Source organism: Vibrio sp. 10N.222.52.B7, from assembly GCF_041474275.1.
In the GTDB taxonomy this organism is placed as follows: Bacteria; Pseudomonadota; Gammaproteobacteria; order Enterobacterales; family Vibrionaceae; genus Vibrio; species Vibrio crassostreae_C.
Genome location: NZ_JBFRTU010000056.1, coordinates 1 through 19,947, shown reverse-complemented (window position 1 = coordinate 19,947; position 19,947 = coordinate 1). Strand labels below are relative to the sequence as shown.

16 protein-coding genes are annotated in these 19,947 nt (G+C 44.3%); 9 read left to right on the top strand and 7 right to left on the bottom strand.

Translation table 11 applies throughout. The features are described from left to right. Positions 1-93 precede the first annotated feature (93 nt). Entirely contained in the window at positions 94-1,902 is a 1,809-nt protein-coding gene (locus AB4512_RS15145; protein ID WP_372175133.1) for an HD domain-containing phosphohydrolase, read from the bottom strand. A gap of 60 nt (positions 1,903-1,962) precedes the next feature. Next, entirely contained in the window at positions 1,963-2,457 is a 495-nt protein-coding gene (locus AB4512_RS15140) for a hypothetical protein (RefSeq protein ID WP_017064644.1), read from the bottom strand. Positions 2,458-2,705: 248 nt separating this feature from the next. Between AB4512_RS15140 and AB4512_RS15135 the strand changes: the two genes are divergently transcribed. The 4 genes from AB4512_RS15135 to AB4512_RS15120 all read left to right on the top strand — a co-directional run bounded on the left by AB4512_RS15135 (position 2,706) and on the right by AB4512_RS15120 (position 8,774). Further along, on the top strand, positions 2,706-3,185 hold the full coding sequence (locus tag AB4512_RS15135; protein WP_017064645.1) for a CreA family protein: 480 nt from the start codon (positions 2,706-2,708) through the stop codon (positions 3,183-3,185). Between the two features lie 129 nt (positions 3,186-3,314). Further along, positions 3,315-4,619 (top strand): inosine/guanosine kinase, encoded by a 1,305-nt coding sequence (locus AB4512_RS15130; RefSeq protein WP_017064646.1) that lies wholly within the window; start codon positions 3,315-3,317, stop codon positions 4,617-4,619. Positions 4,620-4,913: 294 nt separating this feature from the next. After that, positions 4,914-6,662, top strand: a complete 1,749-nt coding sequence (locus AB4512_RS15125; protein ID WP_372175132.1) for a formate--tetrahydrofolate ligase — start codon at positions 4,914-4,916, stop codon at positions 6,660-6,662. A 207-nt stretch (positions 6,663-6,869) separates the two neighbouring features. After that, on the top strand, positions 6,870-8,774 hold the full coding sequence (locus AB4512_RS15120) for a diguanylate cyclase (protein ID WP_372139212.1): 1,905 nt from the start codon (positions 6,870-6,872) through the stop codon (positions 8,772-8,774). Between the two features lie 63 nt (positions 8,775-8,837). On the opposite strand, the gene AB4512_RS15115 is transcribed toward AB4512_RS15120, so the two are convergent. Further along, entirely contained in the window at positions 8,838-9,443 is a 606-nt protein-coding gene (locus AB4512_RS15115) for a beta-phosphoglucomutase family hydrolase (protein ID WP_017069882.1), read from the bottom strand. A gap of 87 nt (positions 9,444-9,530) precedes the next feature. On the opposite strand from AB4512_RS15115, the gene arfB reads away from it, so the two are divergent. Further along, positions 9,531-9,941, top strand: a complete 411-nt coding sequence (gene arfB, locus AB4512_RS15110) for an alternative ribosome rescue aminoacyl-tRNA hydrolase ArfB (protein WP_017059842.1) — start codon at positions 9,531-9,533, stop codon at positions 9,939-9,941. Between the two features lie 93 nt (positions 9,942-10,034). Here arfB and AB4512_RS15105 read toward each other — a convergent pair whose 3' ends face one another. Beyond that, the gene (locus AB4512_RS15105) at positions 10,035-10,352 is read right to left on the bottom strand and encodes a helix-turn-helix transcriptional regulator (protein WP_017059843.1); all 318 of its coding nucleotides are present in this window, start codon (positions 10,350-10,352) and stop codon (positions 10,035-10,037) included. Positions 10,353-10,552: 200 nt separating this feature from the next. Here AB4512_RS15105 and AB4512_RS15100 point away from each other — a divergent pair, with 200 nt between their 5' ends. Then, a complete protein-coding gene (locus AB4512_RS15100) occupies positions 10,553-10,879 on the top strand; it encodes a hypothetical protein (protein WP_372175131.1) in 327 nt (108 codons plus the stop codon). A gap of 91 nt (positions 10,880-10,970) precedes the next feature. On the opposite strand, the gene AB4512_RS15095 is transcribed toward AB4512_RS15100, so the two are convergent. The 3 genes from AB4512_RS15095 to AB4512_RS15085 form a co-directional block, all read right to left on the bottom strand. After that, positions 10,971-12,041 carry a trypsin-like serine protease gene (locus AB4512_RS15095; protein WP_372175130.1) on the bottom strand — a complete coding sequence of 357 codons (1,071 nt, stop codon included), beginning with the start codon at positions 12,039-12,041 and terminating at the stop codon, positions 10,971-10,973. A gap of 279 nt (positions 12,042-12,320) precedes the next feature. Further along, on the bottom strand, positions 12,321-13,454 hold the full coding sequence (gene gcvT, locus AB4512_RS15090) for a glycine cleavage system aminomethyltransferase GcvT (RefSeq protein ID WP_017059846.1): 1,134 nt from the start codon (positions 13,452-13,454) through the stop codon (positions 12,321-12,323). 447 nt (positions 13,455-13,901) lie between these two features. Continuing rightward, positions 13,902-14,525 carry a helix-turn-helix domain-containing protein gene (locus tag AB4512_RS15085; RefSeq protein WP_017059847.1) on the bottom strand — a complete coding sequence of 208 codons (624 nt, stop codon included), beginning with the start codon at positions 14,523-14,525 and terminating at the stop codon, positions 13,902-13,904. A 440-nt stretch (positions 14,526-14,965) separates the two neighbouring features. Here AB4512_RS15085 and AB4512_RS15080 point away from each other — a divergent pair, with 440 nt between their 5' ends. From AB4512_RS15080 to gcvP, 3 genes are all read left to right on the top strand, one after another. Further along, on the top strand, positions 14,966-16,258 hold the full coding sequence (locus AB4512_RS15080) for a serine hydroxymethyltransferase (RefSeq protein ID WP_017072175.1): 1,293 nt from the start codon (positions 14,966-14,968) through the stop codon (positions 16,256-16,258). A gap of 51 nt (positions 16,259-16,309) precedes the next feature. Next, on the top strand, positions 16,310-16,690 hold the full coding sequence (gcvH, locus tag AB4512_RS15075; RefSeq protein WP_017072176.1) for a glycine cleavage system protein GcvH: 381 nt from the start codon (positions 16,310-16,312) through the stop codon (positions 16,688-16,690). Positions 16,691-16,779: 89 nt separating this feature from the next. Beyond that, on the top strand, positions 16,780-19,662 hold the full coding sequence (gene gcvP / locus AB4512_RS15070; RefSeq protein ID WP_372175129.1) for an aminomethyl-transferring glycine dehydrogenase: 2,883 nt from the start codon (positions 16,780-16,782) through the stop codon (positions 19,660-19,662). Positions 19,663-19,947 lie beyond the last annotated feature (285 nt).

Below are 19,947 nucleotides of genomic sequence, written 5' to 3'. Positions count from 1 at the left end.
TTTCAGGGGAAATATAAATCACTACTTCCTAGCCGGATCGTGGTGAATAGATAAAGAAGCCAAGACGTATAGGCCACTCAGATAAAGCAACGGTTAGCTAACAACCGACTCTTCTAAGACCTTTGCTTCAAGCGAAGGTGAAGACGCATATTCTACAGTTCCAGTATCGGGGTACGAATCTCGGATAGCGACAAACTCGGATAAGTGTTTCAGTAGCAATTTAGTTAGCTGAGGATCAAACTGGTAGCCACACTCTCGCTCAAACAAATCGACCACCATATCTAACGGCCACGGTTCTTTGTAGCAACGTGCACTAAGCAGCGCATCAAACACATCGGCTACGGCAGTGATACGAGCAAACAGGTGTATTTCATCACCCACTTTTCCATTCGGGTATCCAGCACCATCCCAACGCTCGTGATGTTCGTTAGCAATGATTGCCGCGAGGTTGGTAATATCACCCGCTCCGCTCTTTAGTAAGTTATAGCCAGCCGTAGTATGAAGCTTCATCACCTCCCACTCTTGGTCGGTTAATTTCCCAGGTTTATCCAAGATTGATTCAGGGACTGAAATCTTACCCACATCGTGCATTGGGCTGATGATCTCAATCATCTCGACCTCGCGATGGCTCAAGCCACGATACTTAGCAAGCAGTGCAGACAACTTGGCTACACGCTTAACGTGATTACCAGTTTCGCCAGAGCGGGTTTCAATTGCCTCTCCGAGAACATGAATCATATCCTTTTGGATATTCAAGGTCTGTTTCTGAAGCTTTAAGATTCGTTTGTTCTTATTCGCCAACTCTTTCTTTTGGCGCAGAGTGACAAATTGCATCAAGATGATCAGGCTCAAACCCGCAATCACCATCGACAGCCCCAATAACAACTGGAAGTTTTTGCGAATAAAGGATGAAGGCTCGTTAATGAAAACCGCTTCGTCAGGTAACGCGTTTCCACTAATCCCGTATCTCTTCATTGCAGGGTAATTGAATACAAAACGTTTGTTGTCTCCGGGAGTTAACGGTGTAGTAAAACCAAGTGTAAGGTATTTATCCAACGCATCGACGGCCTGTTCACCCATGCTTTGTGAGTGATTAACGTAACCACCGAGTACATCACCCGAAATATAGAACTGCCATAAAGCAAACACCGGAGCAGCACTCGCTTTTGACAACGTATCCGCAATCTCTTGGTAAGTGTGATAAACCCCTTGCTTTAACTCGGTGTTGTAATGACTGAGCAATACCGCATCGTCCGCAGAGATCCCTTCCAAAAATTGGCTCGTATGCTCCAGCGACAAGTCGCGAATTTCTACGAGATTGATATTTGAAAATTCAGCCATCATTTTGTTCATTTCTTTATGAATCAATTCAGACGTGACACTGTAATCATTTACAAAATAGAGATTCTTTAGATTAGGTCTTAATTTGGAGATCAGCTTAATATTAACGTCTATCTGATCGTTCTCGTAAAGCACAGTTGCTCTGTCAGACACCGCGTACATGTCGGTGCTGAAATCATTGATGCCGGCTGCAACGACAGGTGTGGAGCGATCAATCAAATTAGGCAGAGATTCAAGAAAATTGGCTGCGTTATCGTCCGTCGCAATTACGCCATCAAATTTATAACCTGCATACTTCGCACGTAAGTAGTTCGCGAGAGAGTCGTAATACTCTGGGCTGTGGACACGCTTTGAATCCAAATACTCTATTGAGAGTTTAACTTCGGTTTGAGACTGGCTGAACGCACTGTCTATCCCTTTTTGGAAGTCAGCAGTCCATTGATAAGAAGGTTCGTATGAGTGTAAAACTAGGATGCGTTTAATATCCCAGTCGTTAGCAAAACTGAGTGAAGAATAAGCGCTAACACATAATACAGCGATTGATATCAATAGCTTGTACATACAATACCCTTTAAATAAGACGGGGTATTGTACTTAGATTAACGCTTTGTCAAAGAATCTTTAGTTCTCGATCCATACTTTATCGCAAGAAGCATGATCTTGTGCCCAAAAATCGTGTAACTGCTTAGCAAAGTTGTTGATACTTTGACCATTTTCAGCAACGACATCCGAGATCAATAGGGAACCATCCGCTTCTGTGACGATAGCGCTCGCCACAACTTCACCGTTTTGAGTACCAATATATAATACATGATCGTCAGAAAGCATAATTTGGCTCAAGAACTCAAGCATGTGTGCCCTTTCGATTTCATCTTGGTAAACGCTTGCTTGGTTGAGTGAAAATAGCACGGTCAATTTATGGAAATCGACTTTATGCAGTTCATCAATTTGGGAAGGAGTTTGATCTTGTGCTAGGAGTTGGTATGTCTTGGATGGAAGTTTGCTTTGATAAAGTTCACGGCCGAGGAGGCTCTCTTTTGCGGGGTAAGCAATATCGAGCTGACTAAATAGCCATTGGTTTTTCTTGTGTGCAATTTCAGGTATTTCGTTATTCATTCTTTTAGTACCTACGGTTAGTATCCCCAAATATCGCAGTTATTTGGAAGACATACGGTCGGCTGAGGTGCCGAGCTACAAGCAGAGAGCATACAGAGCATGACCAAGGCCAACAAGTACTTTAAATGCTTCATATTTTTCATTATCCAACAACATCCTTTAAGAACTTAACGAAAAGCTCTACACTCGTATCCAAGCTTTCAATATCCTTATAGTAAACAGAACTATATAAATAAAAAGGACTTCTTATGAAAAAAGCCTTAATAGCAGCAGGTATCGTGACAATGTTAGCTGGCTGTTCGGACAACGAGGTTGGCGACGTCTCACTGGGTTTCTTCACAATGAAGGATATCAAGATGTCTTCATTAGATGACGATAAGATCGCGGGTGTTACCTGTCATATCGCATCAATCGAAGCAAACCTTAGCCTTTCTGATCCAAGTGATAGCTCTATATCTTGTCGTCAAACAGGTGAAATTACACCAGAAATGATTGCTCAAATAGACAAGAGTAAGTCTGGCGAAGTGGTATTCAAGCAATCGAAAAGTATCTTCTTTAAAACAATGAAGGTTCGTCGTATCTACGATGCAGAGAATCAGTCGCTACTCTACTTGTCTTACACCACCAAAGAAACAGAAGGTAGCTTCAAACACAGCCTTTCAACTGTTCCACTATGGGGTACAGAGGCTTACGTTGATCCAGCGACGTTAGTACAGCCAACCGAGTAGTTTCAAACATATAGTTAGTTGAATCACCTGTACAGACATTGTGCAGGTGATTCAAAATGTAATAAAAATGAAAGAAACAGAAACAAAATGTGATATCATGCGGCAAAATTTTTTCACTGTATTTTTCATATGAAGTTTCCTGGACAGCGTAAATCTAAGCACTACTTTCCAACTCACGCACGTGATCCGTTGGTCAACCAAATTCAACAAACGCCTAAGCTTCACCGCGCAACGATTGTGGGTGTTGGCCAAACGATTGTTGATATCGAAGCCCGTGTTGACAACGAGTTCCTAGAAAAATACGAGCTGAGTAAAGGTCACTCACTGGTATTGGAAGAAAGTAAAGCAGATGCGCTGTATGAAGAGTTAGTAGAGCGCGGTTTGATCACGCATCAATACCCTGGCGATACTATTGGCAACACACTGCACAACTATTCCGTACTTGCAGACAGCAAATCTGTCCTGCTTGGCGTAATGTCTAAGAAGATCGAAGTTGGCTCATTTGGTTATCGTTACCTTTGCCGCACTTCTTCTCGTATGAATCTAAACCACCTTCAAACTGTTGATGGTCCAATCGGTCGTTGCTACACGCTTATTTCTGAAGATGGCGAACGTACGTTTGCAATCAATGAAGGCCACATGAACCAACTTCTTCCAGAAAGCATTCCTGAAAAAGTGTTCGAGAAAGCGTCTGCATTGGTTGTGTCGTCATACCTAATGCGTGGCAAACCTGAAGATCCGATGCCAAAAGCGGTACAAAAAGCGATTGAATACGCGAAAGCGCACAATGTGCCTGTTGTACTAACACTTGGTACTAAGTATGTGATCGAAGGCAACGCTGAATGGTGGCAAGAATACCTGAAAGAAAACGTAACCATCGTCGCGATGAACGAAGATGAAGGTGAAGCACTAACGGGTGAAAAAGATCCTCTATTGGCTGCTAACAAGGCACTTGAGTGGGTTGACCTAGTTCTATGTACTGCAGGCCCTATTGGTCTATACATGGCAGGTTACACTGACGAACCAGCGAAACGCGAAACCACACTGCCATTGTTACCGGGTAACATCCCTGAGTTCAATAAATACGAATTCAGCCGTGCGATGCGTAAGCAAGACTGTAAAGACCCAGTAAAAGTGTACTCTCACATTGGCCCTTACCTAGGCGGCCCACTTGAGATTAAGAATACCAATGGCGCTGGCGATGGTGCACTTTCAGCACTACTTCACGACATGGCAGCAAACAGCTACCACCACGTGAATGTACCAAACTCAGAGAAACACGAGCACGCTTGTCTGACGTACTCTTCACTGTCTCAAATTTGTAAGTACGCAAACCGTGTAAGCTACGAAGTGTTGACTCAGCACTCTCCTCGCCTTTCTCGTGCACTGCCTGAACGCGAAGATAGCTTAGAAGAAACATACTGGGATCGTTAATCGGCCATATTAGGTAGTTACCTCTTAAAGGTTAACGCCAAGTGAGATTACCCATTCCTTGAAGGGCTGCTATATGCAGCCCTTTTTGTATTCAACACAAATATAACGGCAGCTGAAGTTAATCATATCGAATATTTTGCTCGTTTAAGATTTGATCTCGCGCAATGACTCTTTAGATCTGTTATCTTCCAGCACATAATTCGTGTGGTTTGCCTTTACTTGGCAAATTTATACAGTACTATCGCCACGCAAACGTTTACGTACCACCTTTCGGTTCTGATATAAGGATCAAATATGCTGTCTGATATTGATATTTGTCGCTCTACTCCCCTTAAAAACATCAGTGAGGTTGCCAAGCAAGCTGGCCTGCACCACAACGAACATCAGCCATTAGGGCAATTCAAATCTAAAGTGTCTCTCACATCACTTGAACGCCTCGCCAACCAACAAGATGGTAAGTTAGTCGTAATCACGGCGATCACACCGACACCTCTTGGTGAAGGCAAAACCGTCACTACTATCGGATTAGCACAAGGCCTCGCAAAGATTAACCAATCTGCAATGGCCTGCATTCGTCAGCCTTCAATGGGCCCGGTATTTGGTGTAAAAGGCGGCGCAGCGGGCGGTGGTTACTCTCAAGTTGCCCCTATGGAACAATTAAACCTGCATCTCACGGGCGATATTCATGCTGTTACGGCCGCTCACAACCTCGCCTCCGCCGCCATTGATGCACGTTTGTATCATGAACAGCGTGAAGGGTTAGACACCTTTGAAACGCGCTCAGGCTTAAAAGCACTGAATATCGACCCAAGTAGAATCGTTTGGCGACGTGTACTTGACCATAATGATCGCGCATTACGCATGATCACGGTTGGCAAGAACGAAGCAGACAAAACAATTAACGGCTTTGAGCGAGAAGATGGATTTGATATCTCAGCCGCTTCTGAACTAATGGCCATTCTTGCTCTAGCCAATGACCTTCAAGATTTGAGAAAGCGCATCGGACGAGTGGTACTTGCTTACAACAAACAAGGCTTGCCGCTAACCGCAGATGACTTCAACGTTGCAGGCGCAATGACCGTGACCATGAAGGATTCTATTGAACCAACATTGATGCAAACCCTTGAAGGCGTTCCTACCCTAATTCACGCCGGGCCTTTCGCGAACATCGCACATGGTAACTCTTCAATTATTGCCGATAAAATAGCGTTAAAGCTGAGTGACTTTGTGGTAACTGAAGGTGGTTTCGGCTCAGACATGGGCTTTGAGAAAGCGTGCAACATAAAAGCGAAAGCGTCGAACAAGAAGCCCGATTGCGCTGTGGTTGTCGCAACCTTACGTGGATTAAAGGCTAACTCTGGTTTATACGATTTGAGACCGGGCACTCCGTTACCTGATTCAATCTTTAATGATGACCAAGACGCGCTTGTTGCAGGGTTTGAGAACCTAAAATGGCACATCACTAACGTTAAGCAATACCAAGTGCCTACAGTTGTTGCGATTAACCGATTCCCACAAGACTCAGCTCAAGAGCTCGATGCTTTGAAACAGATGATCACCGACTTCGATCCAAGCGTTAGCGTTGAAGTAAGCGAAGCATTTGGTCAAGGTGGCGAAGGGGCGACTCAACTGGCTCACGCCGTGGTAAAAGCTTGCCAAAAACAGAGTGGATTTAAGCCTTTGTATAACTCAGAGCAAAGCCTAGAAGAAAAGCTGATGGCAGTCGCTGAAGTTGGCTATGGCGCAGCAAGTATTACGCTATCTCCACTGGCTAAAAAACAACTGGCCGAATTCAAACTGCATGGCTATAACGACCTATCGGTTTGTTTAGCAAAAACACCATTATCGATCTCGACAGAAGCACACGTAAAAGGTGCACCAATCCAATTTGACGTGCCCGTTAGAGAACTAAAATTGTGTGCTGGTGCTGGTTTTATTTACGCGTTGTGCGGCAATGTGATGACCATGCCAGGCTTGCCTGACAAACCGGCGTTCATGTCGTTAGATATTGATAGTAATGGAAATATCGTAGGCCTAAGCTAGCTGTCCTTAGTTAGATAAGCGGCAATTAATCGCGATTAATTTGGCTAATATTTCGGAACATCGTTCTATATTGAGCAATCAAGCTTAAGTGCAAGAAGTTGCACTTAAATCGTAGTTATATGCGAATCTTGTCTTAACTTCTCGGTCAAGATCACATTAAAAACCCTATAAAATATATAGTATTGCGCTGATTCTTTGAGGATAGTGATGAATACAAGTATAAAAAAACTAGTCAGCCAATTTCTATGTACCATCTTTGCCCTAGGACTAGTCCCTGCCCTCTACATCAATTCTGAACTTGACAGAATTGATGCTCAGCACACTCTAAATATTAAGCAGTCTAGCCAAAATCAAATCGAATACAGCTTTCATGAACTCGCTGTTATTGTTGAGCAAATATCTAACTCTGTTCCTTCAATCGCCGACTCTCAAACACTACTCCGAGCGATTCGAGAACCTTCTATTATCCATAAAGAAACCCTGCAAGATCTTTGGGTGATGTTAGCTCGTGGCCAAAAATACTATTCCCAGCTTCGTTACCTCGATCTAGCTGGCAACGAAGTGTTTCGCGTTAATTATAAAGACAATCAAGCAATCGTGGTTCCAGATAGTGAACTGCAGAACAAGTCTTCGCGTGATTACTATGAGGTACTACAGCAATTAAAGATTGGTGAGATTAGCTCTCGCGGTATTGATCTTGAAGTCGAAAACGGAGAGATCGTTCGCCCTTTGATTCCAGCACTACGCATTATGACGCCAGTCGCTGAAAACAACCGCATTATTGGTTACTTCATCGCAAACCTGAACATGCTTGAGATTTATAAGCGCCTTCACTATCAAATTGGTGCATCTTCTGCTGTTCCTATTATTCTCAACAAAACCGGACACATAATCATGGGGCCGGATCCTACGGAATCTTTCGGACATGTAATTGAATCACGTTCAGAGCAGACTTACGCAAAGTTATACCCTGAGCTTTGGACTGCGATTCAAGACAAGACAACTTCGAGCTATTTCGATGGTGAGAACTGGTATTTTCATTCCGACATCAGCCCTAAAATCAAACAGTTTGAAGGCCCTATTTACATGGTTCTTCACATTGAAAATCAGCAGTTCAGCAGTCAATACCGAGAAGAAAAACAAGCGATCGTCGTTCAGATCATCACCTTGTCTTTCTTGATTTCGATGATCTCCGCTGGCTTCGTATTGTGGAACAGCAACCACAAGAAGAACAGTATCGAGAGCCAACTTGCTAAGGCCGCAATGAATGGCATGTCTGCCTTGGTGATTACCGACAGAAACAACCGAATCATCAAAGTAAACCAAGAGTTCACCCGTGTGAGTGGCTACGAGTTAGAAGACGTAAAAGGCCGCCAACCGTCCATGTTTGCCTCTGGTCGCTACAACGAAGAGTTCTACATCAAGATGTGGAGCATCATCAAAGAGAAAGGCATGTGGGAAGGCGAAGTGGTTAATCGTCGTAAAGACGGGTCTTTGATCACGGAAATATTGCGAATCCAAACCATTAAAGACTCGAAAGACGTGATTCAGTTTTATGTCGCTTCATTTGTGGATATAAGTAAACACAAAGAGCTAGAAAACAAACTGAGAAACCTGAGTGAAAAAGATGCCTTAGCTGGGTGTTGGAACCGCCGTAAATTCGATCTTGAGCTGCGAGATGAGTGCTCTCGTGTTAATCGTTACCCTACTCGCGAACAGTCTTGTTTAGCGATTTTGGACATAGACCACTTCAAACGCATCAACGACAGATTTGGTCACGATTATGGAGATCGCGTCATTCAAACCGTTGCTCAAGTATTACAACGAGAGTGCCGAGAAACTGATTTTGTGGCTCGTATTGGTGGCGAAGAGTTTGGCGTTATTCTGCCTCATACCACAACAGAAGAAGCTGAGTATGTACTTAACAGATTGAGAATCGCAGTCAGTATTGAGCTCGATAACGTGGTGACGGTCAGTGGTGGAATTACCAACCTGACCAACGACCCTGCTCTTAACTACAAGTGCGCCGATTTAGCACTTTATGAAGCCAAAGCAGCAGGTCGAAACAGTGTGTGCCTGTTCCTAGACAGCGAAATGAGCGAAATCGCCTAACAGAAAATCAGTATTGTTCCGCTAGGCTATTAGTTTGGCGGTTTAACAACCCAATCCTTGCAATCAGCTTGGTGCAGGATAGAACTCTAGTTTGTTCCCCTCTACCACTAGAATACAATCCATGTTCGCAGCATGAGCAGCCTGCTTACCTAGGTTCGTATCTTCAAACACAACACACTGCTTTGGCTGCAAACCCATACCAAAACACGCATCTAAGAAAGTATCCGGATTTGGTTTGTGATTCTTAACGTCTGTTGCTGTCACGAGAATATCGAGCTTACTCAAGATCTCTGTCTTATCCAGTAACTGTTCGGCACTTTTACGTTGACTGCCCGTTCCGACTGCAATCTTCTTGTTACCCAGATGCTCTAACAACAGAGAGTGAGTACAAGGGATAACGTCTCCTTTGTCTTCGATAGCCGCAAACGACGCCATTTTAAACGTAGAAACCGCTTGTGGGTCGAGCGATAAACCGTATTTGCTGTTCACCTCACCGGCTATCTTATAACTCGGCATGCCACCTAAGCTATGCAGCCAAGACGCTTCAAAATGAAAGCCAAACTCTTCAGCCGTTCGCTCCCACGCCTTTACATGTGCAGGCATTGTATCGATCAACGTACCGTCCATATCAAAGATTAATCCTTCATATGCCGTTAAATCTATTTTCATCACTACTACCACTCTTAAATAAAGTTACTGATACCATAACCAATATTCAGTATCATGGCGCCATATTACCGTTCAAAATGGATGTTTATGTTACAAATATCTAACTCTGTTTCGATTCAAGACTGGGAACTCCAGTTAACAGCGATCAGAGCACAAGGAGCCGGCGGTCAGAACGTCAATAAAGTATCGAGCGCGATACATTTACGTTTTGATATCAAGCACTCTACCCTACCTGACTTCTATAAAGAAAAGCTCCTCGCACACAAAGATAGCCGCATCACCAAAGACGGTGTGATTATCATTAAAGCGCAACAGTATAGAACTCAGGAACAAAACCGAGATGATGCTTTAGTGCGCTTGAAAGAATTGATCTTGGAAGCGACAAAGGTTCAAAAAGTAAGACGAGCAACTAAGCCGACGCGTGGCTCTCAGAAAAGACGTTTAGAAAGCAAAAAACAAAGAAGCACCACCAAACAGCTGCGTGGAAGAGTGAGCTGATGGCTTCATGCCCTCAGAGAACACATTACCCTAGAAGTATCTGTCAATTTGACTAACGAATCGATCTATTACGCTGTTTATTTGAAAGAAAGACTACTGCTTCTTTTTGACCGACAAAATCAGCTTGATCAACAACAGGCGCTCTTCGCTGGTCAGCAGACGACTGACCGCAGCTACATCTTCCGCTGTTACTTGTGATGCGCCAACAATATCAAGCACCACATCCAAATCCGTCACTTTTAAGGTTCTAGTGATTGAACGATACTGAGACATCTTGATGTCCGCCTCTCCGCGTTCAATCCTTTGATAGGTTTTTAAGCTCATTCCTGCACTCGAGGCTAACTTTTCTTGAGACAAGTTGGCTTGTTTCCTACGCTCAATCAGCGCCAATATTATGGGTTCTTGTGACATAAGCTCATCCTCAAAAGACAGTTATGTCCTAAATTCAGCAAGAAGCAGACCATATTGACTTGTGATGGTTTACATAAGCCATCAAAGGCATATTATTCGCTTGATAAAACCGTTACGTTTCATAAACCTTCACACTGATATCAGTTGTGAACGTACAGGCTAGGTAACTTGAGTATTCAAGTGTTGGGAAATAATAAAAATTGCATATTGCGAATAAGAAAGACGTCAAATTGGAAATTGCGAATCGCTATACATTGGCATTTCCTTGCATTAGTCACGCATTAGAATCAGACAATCCCCGCCCAGAAATTATTGCAGTGCAGCATAGGCTACTCACTTACAAAGAAGTGCTGCTGCACGGAAGTATGTTGGAAGAGAAAGAATTGAAGCAGGCCTTTTCTGCTCTGAACCAAAATGAAAAAGGTGTCGCACAAGGCGGTATTCAAAGCATCAACGACGCAGTTAAAGAGATGGATGTGATTGTCGAAAGGTACAGTAGAAAAGCGTCTACTGAATTCTGTGCCTAATCCTCTGAACGGCTTAAACAAACAAAACAAAAACGGCCAGTCATAGTTGAATGACTGGCCGTTTGTTTAGCTAACATGAAGACGTGGGTATCTAACAAGACATCGCTCTTCTAAACCTACCGAGTAACATCAACGCGCCTAGCACGCCAAACGACAAACTGCCTCCACTGCCGCCTGAACCAGATGAAGTCCGTGCATTCACATAAGCCGTTCGCTTAGCTTCTGTTGCTGAAATTTGAACGGATTCAGAACTATCTATCACACCACCAGTTACATCTGTAATCCAATCTCTGTAGTCATAGATTTCAGTGAATACCGAAGTTACTCTTGAGCTGCCACCACACGTTTCAGGACCAAAGCTGGTAATCCCTACTTGTCTGTAAACCGAACCATCCTTCCAGTAGACAGGACCTCCAGAGTCACCTTGACAAGTGCCACCGTACAAGCCAGAAGTAGCCACATCTCCAACGAAACAAATTTGATTCTCTGTTAACTCATTGCCAGCAGCAAATACCGTTTTACAAGTCGCATTGTCTACATAATTGAGGTTTGCTTTTTGTAGCAAAGTGGTTCCGTCGAAACCAGTGCGTGTATCACCATGGCCCACAGCGGTAAACGCCTCAGAAGAACTGCGATAACCATCCGAACTAGGACGCTTTACAACATCATTGATTGAGTCGATATTCAGTGCGCTTTCTAACTTAAGTATTGCAACGTCATTGCGTAATAGGTCGCTCAACGCATTTGAATAATCGCTGCGATAGTAAACCTCAGATACACGAGCTTTTTGGATGTTACCGTTGGGAAACTGAGAAGTATCTTCAATTTGAGGGACGACAACAGTAAACAACTGCCCTTCTTCATTACCGTATATACAATGCGCTGCGGTTAGAATATGCGTTGGATCTAAAATTGTTGCACCACAGTAAGGGCCTGTTGAGTAAACACCGTCATAATCAATACGATCAATGAACAAGCTTGCCATCGAAGGAAATTCCGTGACTGAAGCGTCGCTACCATTCACAATATAGGGTGTTACACCCAAATCAGGAGTACTTTCGTCCGTGTTTTCCGTTGCCATAACACTTGATGTGTAAATTAATGGCGCTAAAAGCCCTAAAACGGCTTTACGAACCGGACTCATTGTATGGTTTACGTTCATAGTTAACTCCTTGTAACCCCTACTACTTATTTACAAAAATGATGAATCGTCACCATAACACGTCACAATCGTGATTATAGTAAGTATTTGTAACGATATCGCCACATATCTCATTTTATAAACGAATTTTAAGTAACCGTTGTTAGTGGGTAACGTTAAAAGCAATACGTTACCAAAGACATACGCTACCAAAATCAAAAAAGCCTACCGTTAGGCTTCCCAATAAAGAGAAGCAAACAATAGGCTTTCATTTAGCTTAGTGGTTTCTCTTAAAAGAGATTAGCCACGATAGTAACGCTGAGGTACGAATGGCATTTTTTCTACTGTCATTGGTAGCTTCTTGCCACGAACTTCAGCGAATACTTCAGTGCCAATAACCGCTAGGTCAGTACGAACGTAAGCCATAGAAACAGGCTTGCCCGCGTTAGGACCCGCAGTACCACTTGTTACAACGCCAATCTTGTTGTCTTCAGCATCGAACAGCTCAGCGCCTTCACGTACTGGTGCTTTAGTCTGACCAACAAGACCAACACGCTTGCGTTGAACGTCTTTAGTCGCGATTTGCTCAAGGATGATATCAGCGCCAGGGAAACCGCCTGCACGTTCACCGTCAGTACGACGCACTTTTTGGATACCCCATAAAAGGCTAGCTTCTACCGGCGTTGTTGTTGTATCTAGATCGTGACCGTACAGACATAGACCACACTCAAGACGAAGTGAGTCACGAGCACCAAGGCCAATCCACTCTACTTCTGCTTCTGATGTTAGTTTACGAGCAAGTGCTTCAGCGTGATCGTTCGGTACTGAGATTTCGTAGCCATCTTCACCGGTATAACCACTGCGGCTTACGATGCACTCTACGCCGTCGATATCGACTTTTTGAACATCCATGAACAGCATGTCTGCAACGCTTGGTTGGAAACGAGCCAGAACTTCAGACGCTTTCGGACCTTGAAGTGCTAATAGAGCGCGGTCATCAATCACTTCCATTTTTACGTCTGCAGGAAGGTGAGCCGTTAGGTGGTCGATATCTTGTGTTTTACACGCCGCGTTCACAACAACAAATAGGTGATCGCCAAGGTTAGCAACCATAAGATCATCCATGATGCCGCCCTGTTCATTAGTAAAGAAGGCGTAGCGCTGCTTACCAGAAGGCAGGTCGATAATATCTACTGGAACCAGAGATTCTAAAACAGCGGCTGCATTTTCACCGTGTAGACGCAGTTGCCCCATGTGAGAAACATCAAAAAGACCAGCAGCGTCACGAGTGTGTAAGTGCTCTTTCTTTACACCTAGTGGATACTGAACTGGCATGTCGTAGCCAGCAAAAGGAACCATTTTTGCGCCGACTTCAACGTGAAGTGCATGCAGAGGTGTTTTTAGTAGGTCTTGATTAGCGTGTTCTTGAGTCATTTTATTCTCCATGAAGCGTTGCAGGCTTTCCAAATCGAATCTGCCGCTTATATCTCTATTTAGAGTCGCCTCTAACGATATGGGTTAACGTTAGAAACAGTAGATAGTAAAAAGTGATGTCTTCTATATAGGCTTTTATTACTAGCGATATAAAAAGAGGCTTCTGTATAAAAGCTATACGACTCACTTTCTAAGAATTCACTTCAGTAAACTTCAATCAACATGAGTAAACCGTGTTCACTATAGTAAACAAGCCTGAGTCAGTTTTACACCCTTAACAAGATTAAAACAGCTCAAAATGTGATATTTAACAATTTAAAAACAACTTTCAGTCGCATACAAAAACGCGATATTGATGCTTTTCACACCAACATCGCGTCTTTTGGCAAACGTTAGAAACAAAAGCAAACGTTTGCATTCACTATAAGAAATTCTAACTTTGTTAACTTATTTTGCAGTCACCCACAAAATCAGTGCATCTTCTGTACTAGTAGAAATCAACATATGCCCCATGTTGGCGTCGTAATACATGCTGTCACCTTCGCTCATGGGTACCGGCTCATAGAATTCTGAGTAGAACATCACATCACCAGAGATCACCATCAAGAACTCCTCACCATCGTGGCGAACCCAATCGTTATACTCTTCAAAGGTGCGTGCTCTCACTCGGCTCTTGAACGGCATCATCTTCTTATTCGAAAGTTCTGTCGCGAGCAGTTCATGCTCGTAAGTCGGAGTTGGGTGAGGTTTGCCCTGACCTGCTTTAGTTAAGTCACGACGTCCTGTGGCAACCTTTTTTCTTGGTGGCTCAAAGAGTTGCGGCATATCAATTTGCAAACCCATAGCCAATTTCTGCATCGCTTGGAACGTCGGTGAGATTTGTTCGTTCTCGATTTTACTCAGCGTAGAGCGCGCCAAACCAGTACGTTGGCTCGCCTCTTCTAACGTAATGCCCAGCTTGCTGCGGATATCTTTAATACGCTGGCCGAGCCTAAGTGGTTCGATATTCTGATCTAACGTCTCTTTCGCCAACGTTAAAGATGGGTACTCATCATAAATGTCTTCTGACATAGGTCCCTCATTCATTTCTTACTTCCTGTCTATTGATTTCATTGTTGCATGAAGCGCTTTGTTGATTAAAGAGCACACAGGGAAATAAAGCGTGCTCCCTGTAGCAAAACGAGAAAATCTGTTTCCTATTGGAAATTTTTGTTGAAAATTGATTTTATCGGAGCTATGTTATCGACTTGTTAGATGAAGAGATGCTACTTCAGCTTGCAGCAAGTGATAGATTTAACATTTGTAAGAGCTGTTTTTTACCCGAAATTTTTGGGAACCAATTCGTGCTGCATTGACCCTACAACGATCGCTTTGACGCTATGGTCGTATAAATAAGAAGCAACGCACTATTTATACACCTATATAACGCAAACGATACCGATGCAGAAATCAACGTAAGACCTAATGGACTATAAAAACAATCACCATTAGCTTAATGAAAGGTCTCGACAATGAACGCTTATCAAAACCATAGCTTAGACAGTTTTTTCTCTACGAACCTATCTGCGACTGACGACGCAGTATTTGCTGGAATCCAAGCAGAGAACACTCGTCAAAACGAACAAATCGAACTTATTGCTTCTGAGAACATCGTTTCTAAAGCAGTAATGCAAGCTCAAGGCACTTGCCTTACCAACAAATACGCAGAAGGCTACCCAGGTCGTCGTTACTACGGTGGTTGTGAGCACGTAGATACAGTAGAAGCTATTGCGATTGAACGTGCTAAACAGCTATTCAAGTGTGAATACGCGAACGTACAACCTCACTCAGGTGCTCAAGCGAACGGCGCAGTTAAACTTGCCCTACTTCAACCTGGCGACACTATCCTAGGTATGTCTCTTGACGCTGGTGGTCACCTTACGCACGGTGCACGCCCTGCGCTTTCAGGCAAATGGTTCAACGCAGTTCAATACGGCGTAGACCGCGACACTCTTGAAATCGATTACGAAGCGGTACGCGCTCTCGCTATCGAATGCCAACCTAAAATGATTATTGCAGGTGGTAGTGCTATCCCACGCGTTATCGACTTCGCTAAATTCCGCGAAATCGCTGACGAAGTTGGCGCTATCCTTATGGTAGATATGGCACACATCGCGGGTCTTATCGCGACAGGTGCTCACCCTAGCCCACTACCACACGCACACGTTGTTACAACAACAACGCACAAAACACTTCGTGGCCCACGCGGCGGTATGATTCTGACCAACCACGAAGACATCAACAAAAAGATCAACTCTGCAGTGTTCCCTGGCCTACAAGGCGGCCCACTCATGCACGTTATCGCGGCTAAAGCAGTGGCGTTTGGCGAAGCACTTGGCCCAGAATTTAATACTTATATTGATTCAGTGATCGACAACGCAAAAGTTCTTGCTGAAGTGTTGCAAACTCGCGGTTGTGACATTGTGACTGGCGGAACAGACACGCACCTAATGCTGGTTGACCTTCGTCCTAAGGGCTTGAAAGGTAACGTAACTGAAGAAGCGTTAGAGCGTGCAGGGATCACATGTAACAAAAATGGTATACCATTCGATTCAGAGAAGCCTATGATTACTTCTGGCATTCGTTTAGGTACGCCAGCTGGAACCAGTCGTGGTTTTGGCACTGAAGAATTCAAACTTATCGGTGAATGGATCGGCGATGTACTTGATGGCTTAGTTGAAAGCCCTGAAGGCAACGCTGAAGTTGAGCAACGTGTTCGCAAGCAAGTTAAAGAGCTTTGCAAGCGCTTCCCTCTTTACCGTTAGACCGTTTTTAAGATTTAAATTAAAACCTCATAAATTTTTGGAGAATAAGCAATGGACAATACACTAAAGTTTGCAGACAGCCACGAGTGGGTAAAAGACAACGGTGACGGTACTGTAACTATCGGTATTTCTGAGCACGCTCAAGAGATGCTAGGTGACGTTGTGTTTGTTGACCTGCCTGACACTGACGACGAAATCGAAGCTGGCGAAAGCTTCTCTCTAGTTGAGTCAGTGAAAGCTGCTTCTGATATCTACGCACCAATCTCTGGCGAAATCGTAGAAATCAACGAAGAATTAGAAGATAGCCCAGAGCTAATCAACGAAGAACCTTATGAAGGTGGCTGGATTGTTAAAGTGAAGATGTCTGATGCGTCTGAACTAGACAACCTTAAAGATGCGGAAGAATACCTAAGCTCTATCGAAGAAGACTAATAGGTAACCTCATTACGATAAAGCTGCTCTTTTGAGCAGCTTAATTTTAGGGGCTAGCTCACGGCTCCAGAGAGAAAGTAGAACATATCATGACTGAATTACTTCAAAGCCAATTACTGAAAGACCTGGGTACTCAAAACGAGTTTGTTGCTCGTCATAACGGCCCAAATAAAGCAGACCAGCAAAAAATGCTTGAAGCGATCAACGCGACTAGCCTAGACGCACTGATCGACGAAACGGTTCCTGCACAAATCCGTCTTGAAAAACCAATGACACTTGCTGCGCCACTAAGCGAAATGGACATGCTGGCCTCTCTTAAAGAGATCGCTAACCTAAACCAAGTGAAACGTACTTTCATTGGCCAAGGCTACTACAACACATTCACTCCAAACGTTATTCTACGTAACGTTTTAGAGAACCCAGGCTGGTACACAGCTTACACACCATACCAACCAGAGATCTCTCAAGGTCGTCTTGAAGCTCTACTAAATTACCAACAAATGGTAATGGACCTTACAGGTATGGAAATCGCGAACGCGTCTCTTCTTGACGAAGCGACAGCGGCTGGCGAAGCAATGACACTGTGTAAGCGTGCTGGTAAAAGCAAGAGCAAAGTATTCTTCGTTGCTGACGATGTTCACCCTCAAACACTAGAAGTTGTTAAAACTCGTGCTGAGTACATCGGTTTTGAAGTAATGGTTGGCGCTCTTGAAACACTTCCAGAGCAAGACGTATTTGGTGCGTTGGTTCAATACCCTGGTACAACGGGCGAAGTTCGTGACCTAACAGACATCATAGCGAAAGCTCAAGCAAACAAAACTCTAGTAACCGTTGCTACTGACCTACTCGCATCTGCTCTACTTAAGCCTGCTGGCGAAATGGGCGCAGACGTAGTAATCGGTTCAGCACAACGTTTCGGTGTTCCTATGGGTTACGGCGGTCCACACGCTGCATTCATGGGTACTCGTGAAAAGCATAAGCGTACAATGCCAGGTCGTGTAATCGGTGTTTCAATCGATACTCACGGTAACCAAGCACTACGTATGGCAATGCAAACTCGTGAGCAACACATCCGCCGCGAGAAAGCGACATCGAACATCTGTACAGCTCAAGCACTTCTAGCAAACATGGCGTCTTTCTACGCGGTTTACCACGGTGCAGAAGGCCTACGTACTATTGCCCGTCGTACACACCACATGACAGCTATCCTAGCGGCTGGCCTGACTAAAGCGGGTTACGAGCTAACGAACAACAGCTTCTTTGATACCATCACGATCAACTCTGAAGAGAAGACAGATGCACTGTACGCGAAAGCACAAGCAGCAGACATCAACTTGCGCCTTCTTAAAGGTAAGATGATCGGTATCAGCTTAGATGAAACAACCACAGTCGACGACGTGAATGCCCTATTCGCTATCTTCGACGTAAAAGAAGACGTTCAAGCGCTATCTTCTGACATTGCATCAAATGAGTTTGCGGCAATTCCAGAAAACTGTCGTCGTGAATCAGAGTTCCTAACTCACCCAGTATTCAACACGCACCACAGCGAAACGCAAATGATGCGTTACCTAAAACAGCTTGAGAACAAAGACTTCTCACTAACGCACGGCATGATCCCACTGGGCAGCTGTACGATGAAGCTGAACGCTGCTGCTGAGATGATCCCAGTAACATGGCCTGAGTTTGGTTCAATTCACCCATTCGCACCTCTTGATCAAGCAGCGGGTTACACAGCGCTAGCGAAAGATCTTAAAGAGAAGCTATGTGAAATCACCGGTTACGACGATTTCTCACTACAGCCTAACTCTGGTGCATCTGGCGAATATGCAGGTCTAATCGCGATTCAACGTTACCACGCAAGCCGCGGTGAAGGTCACCGTAACGTTTGTCTGATTCCAAGCTCGGCGCACGGTACTAACCCTGCAACAGCATCAATGGTTTCTATGAAGGTAGTGGTTGTTAAGTGTGATGAAGATGGCAACATCGACATGACAGACCTAGCAGCGAAAATCGAGAAGCACAAAGAAAACCTATCAAGCATCATGATCACTTACCCTTCTACGCACGGCGTATACGAAGAGCAAGTGAAAGAAGTGTGTGAACAAGTACACGCAGCGGGCGGTCAGGTTTACCTAGACGGCGCGAACATGAACGCTCAAGTAGGTCTAACTTCACCTGGCTTCATCGGTTCAGACGTATCTCACTTGAACCTACACAAAACATTCTGTATCCCACACGGTGGTGGCGGTCCGGGTATGGGTCCTATCGGTGTTAAATCGCACCTAGCACCTTTCCTACCAGGTCACATCGAAAATGGTGTACAAGGCAGCGATTACGCAGTATCAGCAGCAGATTTGGGTAGTGCTTCAATCCTACCTATCTCTTGGGCTTACATCGCAATGATGGGCGAACCTGGCCTAACAGATGCGACTAAAGTAGCGATTCTGAACGCGAACTACGTGATGGAGAAACTACGTCCTCACTACCCTGTTCTTTACCGTGGCACTAACGGCCGCGTAGCGCACGAATGTATTATCGATATTCGTCCACTTAAAGAAGACACAGGCATCAGCGAAGAAGATATTGCTAAGCGTCTAATGGACTTCGGTTTCCACGCGCCAACTATGTCTTTCCCAGTAGCTGGCACACTAATGGTAGAACCAACTGAATCAGAAGATTTAGAAGAGCTAGACCGTTTCTGTGAAGCGATGATCGCAATCCGTCACGAAATGGCAGCTGTGAAAGCGGGTGAATGGCCACTAGACAACAACCCTCTAGTGAACGCACCGCACACACAAGTTGATCTAGCTGGCGCAGAATGGGATCGCCCTTACTCTCGTGAACTTGCTTGCTTCCCATCGAAAGCAACCAAGAACTCGAAGTACTGGCCAACAGTTAACCGTGTAGACAACGTATACGGCGACCGTAACCTAATTTGTTCTTGCCCAAGCATCGATAACTACGAAGACTAATTCGTAGCGTGTCACATCACAATAAGGTTTGTGACTAGATTAATTAAGTCTGTGACCGCAATTAAGTTTGTGACGTAAACCATATAGAAAAGCGAACCGAATGGTTCGCTTTTTTCGTCGTTGTATCGGTCTCTTTGGCCACCGCGTTCAATTATGGACTAAAAGTACAAAAGGCTTGTACATCCGTTAGCTTGTCTCATGAGTCTTAGGTAAACGCCCCATGAACCTACAGGGCGATATTACTAATGTTTGAAGTTCCAAGGCAAGAGTGCATCGATATCGGGC

Bases quoted from the DNA above. Each gene is read 5' to 3' on its own strand.
- AB4512_RS15145 (WP_372175133.1), bottom strand. From the start codon at position 1,902: ATGTACAAGCTATTGATATCAATCGCTGTATTATGTGTTAGCGCTTAT.
- AB4512_RS15140 (WP_017064644.1), bottom strand. From the start codon at position 2,457: ATGAATAACGAAATACCTGAAATTGCACACAAGAAAAACCAATGGCTA.
- AB4512_RS15135 (WP_017064645.1), top strand. From the start codon at position 2,706: ATGAAAAAAGCCTTAATAGCAGCAGGTATCGTGACAATGTTAGCTGGC.
- AB4512_RS15130 (WP_017064646.1), top strand. From the start codon at position 3,315: ATGAAGTTTCCTGGACAGCGTAAATCTAAGCACTACTTTCCAACTCAC.
- AB4512_RS15125 (WP_372175132.1), top strand. From the start codon at position 4,914: ATGCTGTCTGATATTGATATTTGTCGCTCTACTCCCCTTAAAAACATC.
- AB4512_RS15120 (WP_372139212.1), top strand. From the start codon at position 6,870: ATGAATACAAGTATAAAAAAACTAGTCAGCCAATTTCTATGTACCATC.
- AB4512_RS15115 (WP_017069882.1), bottom strand. From the start codon at position 9,443: ATGAAAATAGATTTAACGGCATATGAAGGATTAATCTTTGATATGGAC.
- arfB (WP_017059842.1), top strand. From the start codon at position 9,531: ATGTTACAAATATCTAACTCTGTTTCGATTCAAGACTGGGAACTCCAG.
- AB4512_RS15105 (WP_017059843.1), bottom strand. From the start codon at position 10,352: ATGTCACAAGAACCCATAATATTGGCGCTGATTGAGCGTAGGAAACAA.
- AB4512_RS15095 (WP_372175130.1), bottom strand. From the start codon at position 12,041: ATGAACGTAAACCATACAATGAGTCCGGTTCGTAAAGCCGTTTTAGGG.
- gcvT (WP_017059846.1), bottom strand. From the start codon at position 13,454: ATGACTCAAGAACACGCTAATCAAGACCTACTAAAAACACCTCTGCAT.
- AB4512_RS15085 (WP_017059847.1), bottom strand. From the start codon at position 14,525: ATGTCAGAAGACATTTATGATGAGTACCCATCTTTAACGTTGGCGAAA.
- AB4512_RS15080 (WP_017072175.1), top strand. From the start codon at position 14,966: ATGAACGCTTATCAAAACCATAGCTTAGACAGTTTTTTCTCTACGAAC.
- gcvH (WP_017072176.1), top strand. From the start codon at position 16,310: ATGGACAATACACTAAAGTTTGCAGACAGCCACGAGTGGGTAAAAGAC.
- gcvP (WP_372175129.1), top strand. From the start codon at position 16,780: ATGACTGAATTACTTCAAAGCCAATTACTGAAAGACCTGGGTACTCAA.